Here is a 15,172-nt window from a genome sequence, read left to right on the forward strand (position 1 = left end):
TAAGGGCTCCTCAGCGGGCCTCCACCGGATCCCGGTCGGGCTCCGGCTCCCCCGCGGGCGCGGGTGACGGCGCGGGTGCCGCCGCGGCCCCCTCCCCTTCGCTCAGCCCGAACCGGTCGTGGAAGCGGCGCAGCGGTCCGGGTGCCCACCAGGTGGCGCGGCCGGTGAGGCGCATGACCGCCGGGACCAGCAGGCTCCGGACGACCATCGCGTCCATCAGGACGGCGAGCGCGATGCCCAGTCCGAGCATCTTGGTGTTGGCCACCCGCGAGGTGCCGATGGCGACCATCACCACCGCGAGGATGACGGCGGCGGCGGTGATCAGTCCGCCGGTCCTCTGGAGCCCGAAGCGGACGGCCTCCTGGTGGTCTCCGGTGTGGTCGTACTCCTCCTTGATGCGGGAGAGGAGGAACACGCCGTAGTCCATGGAGAGGCCGAAGGCGACGCAGAACATCAGGACCGGAAGCGTCGTCTCGATGGAACCGGAGCTGGTGAAGTCGAGCAGGCCGGAGAGGTGGCCGTCCTGGAAGACCCAGACCACCGCGCCGAACATCGCGGTCAGGCTGAGCGCGTTGAGCAGCACGGCCTGTACGGGGATCAGCACGCTGCCGGTCAGCAGGAACACCAGCAGCAGGGTGACGATCGCGATGAACGCGGCGGCCCAGGGGAGCCGGTCGCCTATCGCGTCCTTGGAGTCGACGAGGACGGCGGCCGTGCCGGTCACCGAGGTGGCGAACGGGGCGTTCGTGGAGCGCAGCTCACCCACCAGCCGCTGGGCGCCCTCGTCCACCGCCTCGCCCCTGGGCAGCACCGTGAAGTAGGCCGCGTCGCCCTTCACCAGGGGTCCGTCCACCCGCTGGACCTCGGGCAGCGAGGCGATCCGCTTGTCGTACTCGGCGTACTGGGTGGCGGTGGCCGGGCCCTCGGCCAGGACCTCCAGGCCGCCGCCGGGGCTGCCCGGGAAGCCGTCGCGGATGTGCTGCTGGACGACATGGGACTCGGCCGTCGAGGGCAGCTGACGGTCGTCCGCCGTGCCGAACTTCACGCCCAGGAAGGGCAGTCCGAGGACGATGAGACCGGCGGTGGTGGCCACGACGAAGAGCGGCGCCCTGCGCATCACGAGGGAGGCCATCCGGCCCCAGGCGGCCCCGTCGTCGGCGGCCCGGGGCGCGCCGCGCCGGAACAGGCGCCGCAGGTCCAGCGAGTTCACCCGGTGGCCGAGCAGCACGAGGGCCGCCGGGAGCAGGATCAGGGCGGCGCCGGCGGCCAGCAGCACCACGGCGATGCCCGCGTAGGCGAAGGAGCGCAGGAAGTACTGCGGGAAGAGCAGCATCGCGGCCAGCGACACCGCGACGGTGAGGGAGGAGAAGAGCACGGTGCGGCCCGCGGTGCGCAGAGTGGTGCCGACGGCCGTGCGCGGTGCGGCGCCGGTGGCCAGTTCCTCACGGAAGCGGCGGACGATGAACAGGGCGTAGTCGATGGCGAGGCCGAGTCCGAGGGCCGTCGTCAGGTTCATCGCGAAGACCGAGACGTCCGTGACCTCGGTGAGTCCGCGCAGTACGGCGTTGGTGCCGAGGATCGCGAAGATGCCGACGCCGAGCGGCAGCAGGGCCGCGATCGCGCTGCCGAAGACCATGACGAGCAGCAGGAGGGTCACCGGCAGGGCGATCATCTCGGCCCGGGTCAGGTCCTCGCGGATGGTCGTCTGCATCTCGTGCCGCACGGCGACCGGTCCGCCGATCTCGACCTCGACGGGCCCGCTCCGGCCGCGGAAAGAGGGGGCGAGGCGGTCCAGGGTGTCGGCGGCCGCCGTCTCGTCGCCGGTGATCCGCGCGGCGATCAGCGCCTCGTGACCGTCCCGGGCCTTCAGGGCGGGGGAACCGGACTGCCAGTACGACCCGACGCCGGTGACGCCCGGCTCGGCGGCCAGCCGTGCCGTGACGCGCTTCGCCTCGGCGGCGACGGCGGGGTCGTCCACCGAGGAGCCGCCCGCGTCCAGCAGGAGCAGCAGGTTGGGCTGCGAGGCGGGGAACTCCCGCTCCAGCGCCTTGGTCGCGTACGTCGACTCGGCGGTCGGGTCCTCCCAGCCTCCGCTGCCCAGCCGGTCGGCGACCCCGCTGCCGGCGACCACGGCGAGCGCGGTCAGCAGCAGGGCGACGAGCAGGGAGAGACGAGGCCGTGCGGTCACGAACCGGGTCCAGCCGCCGAGCCGCGCACCGGTGGCGCGGCCGTCCGCGTTCGCGTCCTCGTTCCCGTCCGCGCGCCGGGCCCCGCCGGTGTCCGTGCCCAGGTCCGCGGGCTTCCCCTTCCCCTGGCCGGGGCCCGTCCCGGGCCCGTCACCCGCGCTGTTGACTTCGGACATGATGCGGTGTCCCCTTCACCGTGACCCCGATGGCCCGCTTCCGTGCAGGCAGCATGGGTCGCCCATTGCCATAGAATTGGCAAACACGAGTTATCGCTCGCGTTTCCCAAGAATGCGAGTGGCCGCTCGTGTTTGTCAATCGCGTCCCGAGAAGCTGGGGATAACCCGTGCCCGAGAATCAGCAGACCGAGGAGTCGCCGGCGCCGCAGGAGCGCGTCGAGGAGAAGCCGCGCCGCCGTCAGGCACGCGGCGAACGCCGGATCGCCCAGCTCCTGGAGGCGGCGGCCTCGGTGTTCTGCCGGTCCGGCTACACGGGCGCGAGCACCAACGCCATCGCGCGCGAGGCGGGCGTCTCACCCGGCACGCTCTACCAGTTCTTCCCGAACAAGGAGGCCATCGCGGTCGGCCTCAGCGACCAGTTGCTGGAGCACTGGGCCACCTCGCACGGGCAGGCGCTCGCCACCGAGAACACCGGCCTCCCGCTCGACCGGATGCTCGACGCGGTGCTCGATCCGCTGATCGCGTTCAACGTGGAGAACCCGGCCTTCGGGGTCCTGATGCACGCCCCCGACACCCCGGGGCGGATCGTCGAGGAGATCAGCACCCTGCACGGCGCGATCCTCACCCGGGTGGAGGATCTGATCGCGGCCCGCCTGCCGGACAGCCCGGCCGACCAGCGCAGCCGCACCGCGAACATGACGCTCATGCTCTTCAAGGCGGGCCTCACGCTGATCATGGCCCACGAGGGCATCGAACGGGACGCGTACGTCACCGAGCTGAAGACGGTCATGTACCGCTATCTGGAACCGCTGCTCGACAGCGGAGCCACCGGCGGCCCCTGAGGCCCCCGGCGCCCGGCCGTCGCGAGCGCGCCCGCCCGCGACGGCCGCGACATCCCCGGCATCTGCCATAAGGTGCGGACAAATCAACTGCGGCCGGCGTGGTCGATCCACCCCGAGGCCGGTTGGATTCATACCCCCTAGGGGTATAGTCTGGTGACAGTGGGAGGGAACCCTGGGTTCCCGGAGTCCCCTTCCGCACCCGTACGCAGCACACGCCTCGACGAGGAGTAACGCCATGACCGCCCAGACCGACACCCCGGGTTCCGTCACCACCGTCTACCAGGTGAGCGGGATGAGCTGCGGGCACTGCGAAGGCTCCGTCAGCAGCGAGATCTCCGAGATCCCCGGTGTCGGCTCGGTGAAGGCCGTCGCGGCGACCGGCGAGGTCACCGTGGTCTCCGAGACCGCGCTCGACGAGGCCGCCGTCCGCGCCGCGGTCGACGAGGCGGGCTTCGAGCTCGTCGGCCGGGCCTGAGCGGCCCTCACCCTTCCCCTCCGCACCGGCCGTGCCGACCAGCTGATACTGCCTCCGCACGGACCGGCTGACTCCGGGAGCCGGACGATGTCCACCGCACCACCCGAGATAGCCGTCGACGGGGCCTCGCAGGTCGAGCTCTCCATCGGCGGGATGACCTGCGCCTCCTGCGCCGCACGCGTCGAGAAGAAGCTCAACCGCATGGACGGTGTCACCGCCACCGTCAACTACGCGACCGAGAAGGCCCGGGTCTCGTACCCGCAGGGGGTACGGGTCGCCGACCTGATCGCCACCGTCGTGAAGACGGGCTACACCGCCGAGGAGCCCCCTCCGCCCGCGCCGGAGGAGACCGCCCCGCCCGCGGCCGACGAGGACCCCGAGACGGCCTCCCTGCGCCGGCGGCTGACCGTCTCCGCGCTGCTCGCACTGCCCGTCGTCCTGATGTCGATGGTGCCGCCCCTGCAGTTCGAGAACTGGCAGTGGCTCGCCCTGACGCTCGCCTCGCCCGTCGTGGTCTGGGGCGGACTGCCCTTCCACCGGGCCGCCCTGACGAACGCCCGGCACGGCGCCGCCACCATGGACACCCTGGTCTCGGTCGGCACCCTCGCCGCGTTCGGCTGGTCCCTGTGGGCGCTGTTCTTCGGCGACGCGGGGATGCCGGGCATGCGGGACAGCTTCTCGTTCACCGTCTCCCGAACGGACGGGGCCTCCACGCTCTACCTGGAGGTCGCCTCCGGCGTCGTCGCCTTCATCCTGCTCGGCCGCTACCTGGAGGCCCGTTCCAAGCGGCGCGCGGGAGCGGCCCTGCGGGCCCTGATGGAGCTCGGAGCCCGGGACGTCGCCGTCCTGCGGGACGGCCGCGAGGTCCGCGTCCCCGTGGCGCGGCTGGCCGTCGGGGACCGTTTCGTCGTCCGGCCCGGCGAGAAGATCGCGACCGACGGCACGGTGGTCGAGGGCGTGTCGGCCGTCGACGCGTCCATGCTGACCGGCGAGTCGGTGCCCGTGGACGTGAGCGTCGGCGCCACCGTCACCGGGGCGACCGTGAACGCCGGGGGCCGTCTCGTCGTCGAGGCCACCCGGATCGGCGCCGACACCCAGCTCGCGCGGATGGCCCGGCTGGTGGAGGACGCGCAGAACGGCAAGGCGGAGGTGCAGCGGCTCGCCGACCGGATCTCCGGGGTCTTCGTGCCCGTCGTGCTGCTCATCGCCCTCGGCACCTTCGCCGTGTGGATCGCCGCCACCGGCGACCCGGCCGCCGCGTTCACCGCCGCCGTCGCGGTGCTGATCATCGCCTGCCCCTGCGCGCTGGGCCTGGCCACCCCGACCGCCCTGATGGTCGGCACCGGCCGCGGAGCCCAGCTCGGCATCCTCATCAAGGGACCCGAGGTCCTGGAGTCCACCCGCCGCGTCGACACCGTCGTCCTGGACAAGACCGGCACGGTGACGACCGGACGTATGAGCCTCCACGAGGTGTACGTCGCCGACGGCACCGCCGAGGAGGACGTCCTGCGGCTCGCCGGTGCCCTGGAACACGCCTCCGAGCACCCGGTCGCCCGGGCCGTCGCGGCAGGCGCCAGGAAGCGCGTCGGCGGCCTTCCGGCACCGGAGCACTTCGAGAACGTGCCGGGCCGGGGGGTACGCGGCCGGGTGGACGGCCACGCGGTCACCGTGGGCCGGTTCCCCGGCCCGCTCCCGGACGCGCTGGCACGGGCGAAGGACGCCGCCGAGGCGGAGGGGCGCACGGCCGTCGTGGTCGCCCTGGACGGGACGGCGGTGGCCGTCCTGACCGTCGCGGACACGATCAAGGAGACCAGCGCCGAGGCCGTACGCGACCTGCGGGCCCTCGGGCTCACGCCGGTCCTGCTGACCGGGGACAACCGCGCGGTCGCCGAGGCCGTCGCGCGGGCGGTCGGCATCGACGCCGCCGACGTGTACGCCGAGGTGCTGCCCGAGGAGAAGGTCGCCGTCGTCGAGCGGCTCCGGGCCGAGGGGCGCAGCGTCGCGATGGTCGGCGACGGGGTCAACGACGCGGCGGCGCTCGCCACCGCCGACCTGGGTCTCGCGATGGGCACCGGGACGGACGCGGCGATCGAGGCGAGCGACCTGACGCTGGTGCGCGGGGACCTGCGGGTGGCGGCGGACGCGATCCGGCTGGCGCGCAGGACCCTGTCGACGATCAGGGGAAACCTGGTCTGGGCGTTCGGCTACAACGTGGCGGCGCTGCCACTGGCCGCCGCCGGGCTGCTGAACCCGATGATCGCGGGGGCGGCGATGGCCTTCTCGTCGGTGTTCGTGGTGACGAACAGCCTTCGGCTCCGGGCATTCTCGTGACGACGGACTTAAGAGTCCCCCTAGAGTCCAACGGCAGCCTCACATAAGCTCTTCACAAGGCTCGCGCATCTTCCTTACGCTGGGACCTCGATTCCCGTATCGGGGCTCTTGCCTATCTTCAGGACATATGCAAGAGACACAGATCACAGTGATGTGAACGTAACCATCGAAGGGGTTCGTGAGTCTAAGTTGGCGATGTCAGAAGCGTCTTGGGGGGCGTGACTGACATCTGGGGATGTCTTGGGGGACGTTCCCGGAAATTGCGTCGCCGGGGCGCGTACAGCGGGGAGCTTTGAGCGGCCCTCCCGATCCGTACGGGTCCCGGCAGATCGCACCGCACCGACCGCAACACGAGCACCACCGCAGCATGACGGGTTCTGCTCGTTCTGCTCACCGCCGGCCCCCGTGCCGGCACACAGCGATTCAGGCGCTGTCCCGTAGACGCCCGGCCGGATCCCGTGGGGGGAATCCGCACCGGGACAAGGAAAGCGCCCTGACTGCCGGCCCGTGGGGGGACCAGTAGCAGGGCGCTTTCCGTTTTCTGCTTCCTTGTACGAAACGGTCGGGTCCCGCAGGCGGGACCCGACCGTTTCGTACGAGCCTCGGACGAGCCTCAGCGGCCCTCGACCGGCACGAAGTCGCGCTCGACGACACCCGTGTAGATCTGACGGGGGCGACCGATGCGGGAGCCGGGCTCCTTGATCATCTCGTGCCACTGGGCGATCCACCCGGGCAGCCGGCCAAGGGCGAACAGGACCGTGAACATCTCGGTCGGGAAGCCCATGGCCCGGTAGATCAGGCCCGTGTAGAAGTCGACGTTCGGGTAGAGGTTGCGCGAGACGAAGTAGTCGTCGGAGAGCGCGTGCTCCTCCAGCTTCAGCGCGATGTCCAGCAGCTCGTCGGACTTGCCGAGAGCGGACAGGACGTCGTGCGCGGCGGCCTTGATGATCTTCGCGCGCGGGTCGAAGGACTTGTACACCCGGTGGCCGAAGCCCATCAGGCGGACGCCGTCCTCCTTGTTCTTCACCTTGCGGATGAAGGAGTCGACGTCGCCGCCGTTGGCCTTGATGCCTTCCAGCATCTCCAGGACCGACTGGTTGGCGCCGCCGTGCAGCGGGCCCCACAGGGCGGAGATGCCGGCGGAGATCGAGGCGAACATGTTCGCCTGCGAAGAGCCGACCAGACGCACGGTGGAGGTCGAACAGTTCTGCTCGTGGTCCGCGTGCAGGATGAGCAGCTTGTCGAGCGCGGAGACGACGACCGGGTCCAGCTCGTACTCCTGCGCGGGGACCGAGAAGGTCATGCGCAGGAAGTTCTCGACGTACCCGAGGTCGTTGCGCGGGTAGACGAAGGGGTGGCCGATCGACTTCTTGTACGCGTACGCCGCGATCGTCGGAAGCTTCGCGAGCAGCCGGATCGTGGAGAGGTTGCGCTGCTTCTCGTCGAACGGGTTGTGGCTGTCCTGGTAGAAGGTGGACAGCGCCGAGACGACCGACGACAGCATCGCCATCGGGTGGGCGTCGCGCGGGAAGCCCCGGTAGAAGTTCTTGACGTCCTCGTGCAGCAGGGTGTGCTGCGTGATCTCGTTCTTGAAGGTGGAGAGCTCGTCGACGTTCGGAAGCTCACCGTTGATCAGCAGGTAGGCCACCTCAAGGAAGGTGGAACGCTCGGCCAGCTGCTCGATCGGGTAGCCGCGGTAGCGGAGGATGCCCTGCTCACCGTCGAGATAGGTGATCGCGGATTTATAGGCGGCGGTGTTGCCGTACCCGCTGTCCAGCGTCACCAGACCGGTCTGGGCGCGGAGCTTGCCGATGTCGAAGCCCTTGTCGCCGACGGTGCTGTCGATCACCGGGTAGGTGTACTCGCCATCGCCGAACCGCAGTACTACAGAGTTGTCGCTCACGTCATCCCTCACCGACGTTGTGCCTCTTCTTCGAGGTGCCCTGACTGTCTCTACCATCCCCCATTTGGCCGTGGAGAGTGCACTCGGGGTCGACCATTGGGCCTATTGGCGGCACTGAGTGCCGCCAACCTCTCATCCTGCCCCGTCCACCCGGCATCTGGAAGGTCTCTGTGACCTTCGTGACTCATTTGATCGATCATTTTTTGCGTTCCCCGGCTCCGCAGGCCGCAGAAGCTGCGGATCAGACGCCGGAGAGCCGGAAGTCCAGGGCCGTACACCGGCGTCCCGCCGACACCGTACGCACCGCCTGGCCGATCGCCTTGCGCGAACCGACGAGGACGACCAGCTTCTTGGCGCGGGTCACCGCCGTGTAGAGCAGATTGCGCTGGAGCATCATCCACGCGCTGGTGGTGACCGGGATGACCACCGCCGGATACTCGCTGCCCTGGGAGCGGTGGATGGTCAGCGCGTACGCGTGGGCGAGCTCGTCGAGTTCGTCGAACTCGTACCCCACCTCCTCGTCCTCGTCCGTGCGCACCGTCAGGCGCTGCTCGACGGGATCGAGGGAGGTGACGACGCCCACCGTGCCGTTGAAGACGCCGTTCTCGCCCTTCTCGTAGTTGTTACGGATCTGGGTGACCTTGTCGCCGACGCGGAAGACCCTGCCGCCGAACCGCTTCTCGGCGAGGTCGGGGCGGCCGGGGGTGATGGCCTGCTGCAACAGGCCGTTGAGGTGGCCGGCGCCCGCGGGTCCCCGGTGCATGGGCGCGAGGACCTGGATGTCCCGGCGCGGGTCGAGGCCGAACTTGGCCGGAATCCGACGGGCGGCCACGTCCACCGCCAGCCGGCCCGCCTCCTCGGTGTCGTCCTCGACGAAGAGGAAGAAGTCCTTCATGCCGTCGGTCAGGGGGTGCTGCCCGGAGTTGATCCGGTGCGCGTTGGTCACCACGCCGGACTGCTGGGCCTGGCGGAAGACCCGGGTGAGCCGCACCGCCGGGACCGGGCCGCGGTCGGCGAGCAGGTCGCGCAACACCTCTCCCGCGCCGACGCTCGGCAGCTGGTCGACATCGCCGACGAAGAGCAGGTGCGCGCCCGGGGGCACCGCCTTGACCAGCTTGTTGGCGAGGAGCAGGTCGAGCATCGAGGCCTCGTCGACGACGACCAGGTCGGCGTCGAGCGGGCGGTCCCTGTCGTACGCCGCGTCGCCGCCCGGCTTGAGCTCCAGCAGGCGGTGCACGGTGGACGCGTCGGCGCCGGTCAGCTCGGAGAGCCGCTTGGCGGCCCGGCCGGTGGGTGCGGCGAGGACCACCTTGGCGCGCCGGGCGCGGGCCAGCTCGACGATCGAGCGGACGGTGAACGACTTGCCGCAGCCGGGGCCTCCGGTGAGCACGGCGACCTTCTCGGTGAGCGCGAGCCGGACGGCCGCCTCCTGCTCGGGGGCCAGCTCCGCGCCCGTCCTGCTCCTCAGCCAGGCGAGTGCCTTGTCCCAGGCCACGTCGTGGAAGCCGGGCATCCGGTCCTGGTCGGCGCGCAGCAGGCGCAACAGCTGGGCGGCGAGGGAGAGTTCAGCCCGGTGGAAGGGCACCAGGTAGACCGCCGTCACCGGGGCGCCGTCCGGGCCGGGCACCTTCTCGCGGACCACCCCGGGCTCCTCGCCCTCCTCGGCGGGCGCGGCCAGCTCGGCCAGGCACTCGATGACCAGGCCGGTGTCGACCTGGAGCAACTTCACCGCGTCCGCGATCAGTTGCTCCTCGGGGAGATAGCAGTGGCCCTGGTCGGTGGACTGGGACAGCGCGTACTGAAGGCCGGCCTTGACGCGCTCCGGGCTGTCGTGCGGGATGCCGACGGAGCGGGCGATCTTGTCCGCGGTGAGGAAGCCGATGCCCCAGACGTCGGACGCCAGGCGGTAGGGCCGGTTCTTCACGACGGAGATCGACGCGTCGCCGTACTTCTTGTAGATGCGCACGGCGATGGAGGTGGAGACCTCGACGGTCTGCAGGAAGAGCATGACCTCCTTGATCGCCTTCTGCTCCTCCCAGGCGTCCGCGATGCGGCCCGTGCGCTTGGGGCCGAGGCCGGGGACCTCGATGAGCCGCTTCGGCTCCTCCTCGATGATGCGCAGGGTGTCGAGTCCGAAGTGCTGGGTGATGCGGTCGGCGAAGACGGGGCCGATGCCCTTGACCAGGCCGGAGCCGAGATAGCGGCGGATGCCCTGGATGGTGGCGGGGAGCACCGTCGTGTAGTTCTCCACCGTGAACTGCTTGCCGTACTGCGGGTGGGAGCCCCAGCGGCCCTCCATGCGCAGGGACTCGCCGGCCTGCGCGCCGAGGAGCGCTCCGACCACCGTGAGCAGGTCGCCCGCGCCCCGGCCGGTGTCGACCCGGGCGACCGTGTAACCGCTCTCCTCGTTGGCGTACGTGATGCGCTCCAGCACGCCTTCCAGCGTCGCCGTCCGCCGCTCGCCCTGCTGGTCGGCCCCCGCCTGAGTGGACATGATCCGACGGTACCGCCCGCCTCCGACAGCACCGTCACGCCGGTGGACAATCCCGCCCGAAAGGGATGGGCACCTCGGGAAGCGGTACATCACGATCCGGTTGCGGGATGCGGTCAGGGGGTTGCCCTATGCCCGTGGAATCGATTCCAATCTCCGTGTAATCGATTCCACGAGGAGGTGGAGCGACGATGGCGAGCATCAAGGACGTCGCCGCCGAGGCAGGCGTGTCCGCCGCCACGGTCTCGCGGGTGCTGAACGACCACCCGTCGGTCAGCGAGGAGGCACGCACCCGCGTGCTGGCCGCCGTGCGGAGCCTCGGCTACCGCCCGAACGCCGTCGCCCGCTCCCTGCGCACCGATCAGACCCGCACCCTCGGCCTGGTCATCAGCGACGTGCTGAACCCGTACTTCACCGAACTGGCCCGCTCCGTCGAGGAGGAGGCCAGGGCCCTCGGCTACAGCGTCATCATCGGCAACGCCGACGAGCGGCCCGACCTCCAGGACCACCACGTACGGACCCTGCTGGACCGGCGCATCGACGGCCTGCTGGTCTCCCCCACCGACGGCGGCTCCCCCGGCATGCTGGACGCCGCGCGCGCGGGCACGCCGATGGTCTTCGTGGACCGCTGGATCCCGGGCCTCGACGTGCCGGTCGTCCGGGCCGACGGACGCGCGGCGGTCCGGGACCTGGTCGCGCACCTGCACGGTCTCGGACACCGCCGGCTCGCCATCATCGCGGGCCCGGCCGCCACCACGACCGGCAGCGAACGGGTGGAGGCCTTCCGCGAGGCCCTCGCCGCGTTCGGGATCGCGCTGCCCGACGCCTACATCGGGCAGGGCGACTTCCAGGCCGAGAGCGGACGCCGGGCCACCGAGGCCTTCCTCGACCTGGCCGAGCCGCCCGAGGTCGTCTTCGCCGCCGACAACCTGATGGCGCTCGGCGCGCTGGACGCCGTCCGCGCGCGCGGACTGCGGGTTCCCGACGACATCGCGCTCGCCGCGTTCGACGACATCCGGTGGTTCGTGCACACCGATCCGCCGGTCACCGCCATCGCCCAGCCCACCGGCGAACTGGGCCGGGCCGCCGTCCGCGCCCTGGTCGACCGCATCGAGGGACGGACCCCGCGGTCCGTCACCCTCCCCGCCCGACTCGTCGTGCGCCGCTCGTGCGGTGCGCCGGCGACCGGGCAGGCCCCCGTGCGGCCCGCCCCCGCACAGCAGTCCCCCGTACGAAGGAGCCAGTCGTGAGCGACCAGGACGAGTTGCTGCGCATCGAGGGCATACGCAAGACCTTTCCCGGCGTGGTCGCGCTCGACAGCGTCGACTTCGATCTGCGCCGCGGCGAGGTGCACGTCCTGCTCGGCGAGAACGGCGCGGGCAAGAGCACGCTGATCAAGATGCTCTCCGGCGCCTACCGGCCCGACGCGGGACGGGTCCTCGTCGACGGCGAGGAGGTGCGGATCCACGGCGCCCAGGACTCCGAGCGCCTAGGCATCGCCACCATCTACCAGGAGTTCAACCTCGTCCCCGATCTGACGGTCGCCGAGAACATCTTCCTGGGCCGGCAGCCGCGCCGGTTCGGGCTGATCGACCGCAAGAGGATGGAGGCGGACGCGGCGGCGCTCCTGGAGCGCGTCGGCGTCAACGTGTCCCCCCGCGCGCGGGTCCGTGAACTGGGCGTCGCCCGGCTCCAGATGGTGGAGATCGCCAAGGCGCTGAGCCTGGACGCCCGCGTCCTGATCATGGACGAGCCGACCGCGGTGCTGACCTCGGAGGAGGTCGACAAGCTCTTCCGGATCGTGCGCCGGCTGCGCGAGGACGGCGTCGGCGTCGTCTTCATCACGCATCACCTGGACGAGATCGCCGCCCTCGGCGACCGGGTCACGGTCATCCGGGACGGCCGGAGCGTCGGTCAGGTGCCCGCCTCCACGCCCGAGGACGAACTCGTCCGCCTCATGGTCGGGCGCTCCATCGAGCAGCAGTATCCGCGGGAACGGGCGGACGCCGGCGACGCGTTGCTGACCGTCGAGGGGCTGACCCGGGACGGGGTGTTCCACGACGTGAGTTTCGAGGTGCGGGCCGGTGAGGTCGTCGGCATCGCGGGACTCGTGGGCGCGGGCCGCACCGAGGTGGTCCGGGCCGTCTTCGGCGCCGACCCCTACGACCGGGGTTCCGTGAAGGTCGCCGGGGCCGGTCTGCGCCGGGGCGACGTGAACGCGGCCATGGAGGCAGGCATCGGGCTCGTGCCCGAGGACCGCAAGGGCCAGGGCCTCCTCCTGGACGCCTCCGTGGAGGAGAACCTCGGCCTGGTCACGCTGCGCTCCGCGACGCACGGCGGGCTCGTCGACCTCAAGGGGCAGCGGGCCGCCGCCGCGCGGATCGCCGGACAGCTCGGCGTCCGGATGGCCGGGCTCGGCCAGCACGTGCGCACCCTGTCCGGCGGCAACCAGCAGAAGGTCGTCATCGGCAAGTGGCTGCTCGCCGACACCAAGGTGCTGATCCTCGACGAGCCGACCCGGGGCATCGACGTCGGGGCCAAGGTCGAGATCTACCAGCTCGTGAACGAACTGACGGCCGCCGGTGCCGCCGTCCTGATGATCTCCAGCGACCTCCCCGAGGTCCTCGGCATGAGCGACCGGGTCCTCGTGATGGCCCAGGGCCGGATCGCGGGCGAACTCACCGCGGACCGGGCGACCCAGGACTCCGTGATGGCGCTGGCCGTCAGCACACCCACCCCCGCGCACCAGAACGACACCACGAACGAGAACGACAAGGAGGCCCCCCGTGGCCACTGACACGCAACCGGGCACAGCGGGCGCGAGCGGAGTCTCCGCGGTCCGCCGTCTGCTGCTCGACAACGGGGCGCTCACCGCGCTCATCGTCCTCGTCGTCGCGATGTCGGCCCTGTCCGGGGACTTCCTGACGGCGGACAACCTGCTGAACATCGGCGTCCAGGCGGCCGTCACCGCCATCCTCGCCTTCGGTGTGACCTTCGTGATCGTCTCGGCGGGCATCGACCTGTCGGTCGGCTCGGTCGCCGCCCTGTCGGCCACCGTCCTCGCCTGGACGGCGACCTCGCAGGGCATACCGGTCTGGATCGCGGTCCTCCTGGCGGTCGCCACCGGCATCGCCTGCGGCCTGGTCAACGGCGTGCTGATCTCGTACGGCAAGCTGCCGCCCTTCATCGCGACCCTCGCCATGCTGTCGGTGGGCCGCGGTCTGTCGCTGGTGATCTCGCAGGGCAGCCCGATCGCCTTCCCCGACTCGGTCTCGCACCTCGGTGACACGCTCGGCGGCTGGCTGCCGGTGCCGGTCCTCGTCATGGCCGTCATGGGCCTGATCACGGCCGTGATCCTGGGCCGTACGTACATCGGCCGCTCCATGTACGCGATCGGCGGCAACGAGGAGGCCGCGCGCCTGTCGGGCCTGCGCGTCAAGAAGCAGAAGCTCGCGATCTACGCCCTCTCCGGGCTCTTCGCCGCCGCCGCCGGCATCGTGCTCGCCTCCCGGCTGTCCTCCGCGCAGCCGCAGGCCGCGCAGGGCTACGAACTCGACGCCATCGCCGCCGTCGTCATCGGCGGCGCCTCGCTGGCCGGCGGCACGGGCAAGGCGTCCGGCACGCTGATCGGCGCGCTGATCCTCGCGGTGCTGCGCAACGGCCTCAACCTCCTGTCGGTGTCGGCGTTCTGGCAGCAGGTCGTCATCGGTGTGGTGATCGCGCTGGCCGTGCTCCTCGACACCGTGCGGCGCAAGGCCGGGGCGACTCCGGTCGCCGGGGGCGCCTCGGGCGGCGACCGGCGCAAGCAGGCGGCGACGTACGTGATCGCGGCCGTGGTCGCGGCGGCGGTCGTCGGCGCCCTGTCCTTCGTGCACGGCGGCTCGTCCACCTCGACGACGCAGAAGGTCGGGCTGTCCCTCTCCACGCTGAACAACCCCTTCTTCGTACAGATCAAGGCGGGCGCGCAGCAGGAGGCGAAGAAGCGCGGGGTGGACCTGACCGTCACCGACGCGCAGAACGACGCCTCGCAGCAGGCCAACCAGCTGCAGAACTTCACCAGTTCGGGGCTCGGCTCGATCATCGTGAACCCGGTGGACTCGGATGCCGCGGGCCCCTCGGTCCGCTCCGCGAACAAGGCCGACATCCCCGTCGTCGGTGTCGACCGGGGCGTCAACAAGGCGAAGACGGCCGCGCTCGTCGCCTCCGACAACGTCGCCGGCGGGAAGCTGGGCGCGAAGGCGCTGGCCGAGAAGCTGGGCGGCAAGGGCAGGATCGTGATCCTGCAGGGTCTGGCCGGCACGTCCGCGAGCCGTGAGCGCGGGGCGGGCTTCGCCGAAGGTCTGAAGGCGTACCCGGGCATCAAGGTCGTCGCCCGGCAGCCCGCGGACTTCGACCGCACCAAGGGCCTCGACGTGATGACGAACCTGCTCCAGGCGCACCCCGACGTCGACGGCGTCTTCGCCGAGAACGACGAGATGGCGCTCGGCGCGGTCAAGGCGCTCGGCTCGAAGGCCGGGAAGTCGGTGTCGGTCATCGGCTTCGACGGCACCCCCGACGGGCTGAAGGCGGTCTCGGCGGGCACGCTGTACGCGTCCGTCGCCCAGCAGCCGAAGGAGCTCGGCCGGATCGCGGTGGACAACGCGCTGCGGGCCGCCGAGGGCAAGAAGGTCCAGGAGACGGTGAAGGTGCCGGTGAAGGTCGTCACGAAGGAGAACGTCGCCGGGTTCGGCGGCTGACACCGGACCGGGGGCCGCGGCCGGCACCCGCC

9 protein-coding genes are annotated in these 15,172 nt (G+C 71.0%); 6 read left to right on the top strand and 3 right to left on the bottom strand.

The features are described from left to right. Positions 1-10 precede the first annotated feature (10 nt). Positions 11-2,362 (bottom strand): MMPL family transporter, encoded by a 2,352-nt coding sequence (locus ABZT74_RS09450; RefSeq protein ID WP_356433894.1) that lies wholly within the window; start codon positions 2,360-2,362, stop codon positions 11-13. 167 nt (positions 2,363-2,529) lie between these two features. Here ABZT74_RS09450 and ABZT74_RS09455 point away from each other — a divergent pair, with 167 nt between their 5' ends. From ABZT74_RS09455 to ABZT74_RS09465, 3 genes are all read left to right on the top strand, one after another. Then, positions 2,530-3,204, top strand: a complete 675-nt coding sequence (locus ABZT74_RS09455; protein ID WP_356433896.1) for a TetR family transcriptional regulator — start codon at positions 2,530-2,532, stop codon at positions 3,202-3,204. 235 nt (positions 3,205-3,439) lie between these two features. Further along, positions 3,440-3,679, top strand: coding sequence for a heavy-metal-associated domain-containing protein (locus ABZT74_RS09460; RefSeq protein WP_356171938.1), 240 nt, complete (start codon positions 3,440-3,442; stop codon positions 3,677-3,679). Positions 3,680-3,766: 87 nt separating this feature from the next. Continuing rightward, complete coding sequence (locus ABZT74_RS09465; RefSeq protein WP_356171935.1) at positions 3,767-6,010, top strand: heavy metal translocating P-type ATPase; 2,244 nt, start codon at positions 3,767-3,769, stop codon at positions 6,008-6,010. A gap of 613 nt (positions 6,011-6,623) precedes the next feature. On the opposite strand, the gene ABZT74_RS09470 is transcribed toward ABZT74_RS09465, so the two are convergent. Together ABZT74_RS09470 and ABZT74_RS09475 are read right to left on the bottom strand one after the other, a co-directional pair. Beyond that, entirely contained in the window at positions 6,624-7,913 is a 1,290-nt protein-coding gene (locus ABZT74_RS09470) for a citrate synthase (RefSeq protein ID WP_355863166.1), read from the bottom strand. Between the two features lie 241 nt (positions 7,914-8,154). After that, positions 8,155-10,407 (bottom strand): ATP-dependent RecD-like DNA helicase, encoded by a 2,253-nt coding sequence (locus ABZT74_RS09475; protein ID WP_356171932.1) that lies wholly within the window; start codon positions 10,405-10,407, stop codon positions 8,155-8,157. A gap of 188 nt (positions 10,408-10,595) precedes the next feature. Between ABZT74_RS09475 and ABZT74_RS09480 the strand changes: the two genes are divergently transcribed. Genes ABZT74_RS09480 through ABZT74_RS09490 form a run of 3 tightly spaced genes read left to right on the top strand, consistent with a single transcriptional unit; the run spans position 10,596 to position 15,140 of the window. Beyond that, on the top strand, positions 10,596-11,654 hold the full coding sequence (locus tag ABZT74_RS09480) for a LacI family DNA-binding transcriptional regulator (RefSeq protein ID WP_355863162.1): 1,059 nt from the start codon (positions 10,596-10,598) through the stop codon (positions 11,652-11,654). Beyond that, the gene (locus ABZT74_RS09485) at positions 11,651-13,201 is read left to right on the top strand and encodes a sugar ABC transporter ATP-binding protein (RefSeq protein WP_356171930.1); all 1,551 of its coding nucleotides are present in this window, start codon (positions 11,651-11,653) and stop codon (positions 13,199-13,201) included. The genes ABZT74_RS09480 and ABZT74_RS09485 overlap by 4 nt, the downstream gene beginning before the upstream one ends. Further along, a complete protein-coding gene (locus ABZT74_RS09490) occupies positions 13,191-15,140 on the top strand; it encodes a substrate-binding domain-containing protein (RefSeq protein WP_356433898.1) in 1,950 nt (649 codons plus the stop codon). The genes ABZT74_RS09485 and ABZT74_RS09490 overlap by 11 nt, the downstream gene beginning before the upstream one ends. The last annotated feature ends 32 nt before the right edge of the window (positions 15,141-15,172 follow it).

Source organism: Streptomyces sp. NPDC005302, assembly GCF_040607345.1.
GTDB lineage: Bacteria > Actinomycetota > Actinomycetes > Streptomycetales > Streptomycetaceae > Streptomyces.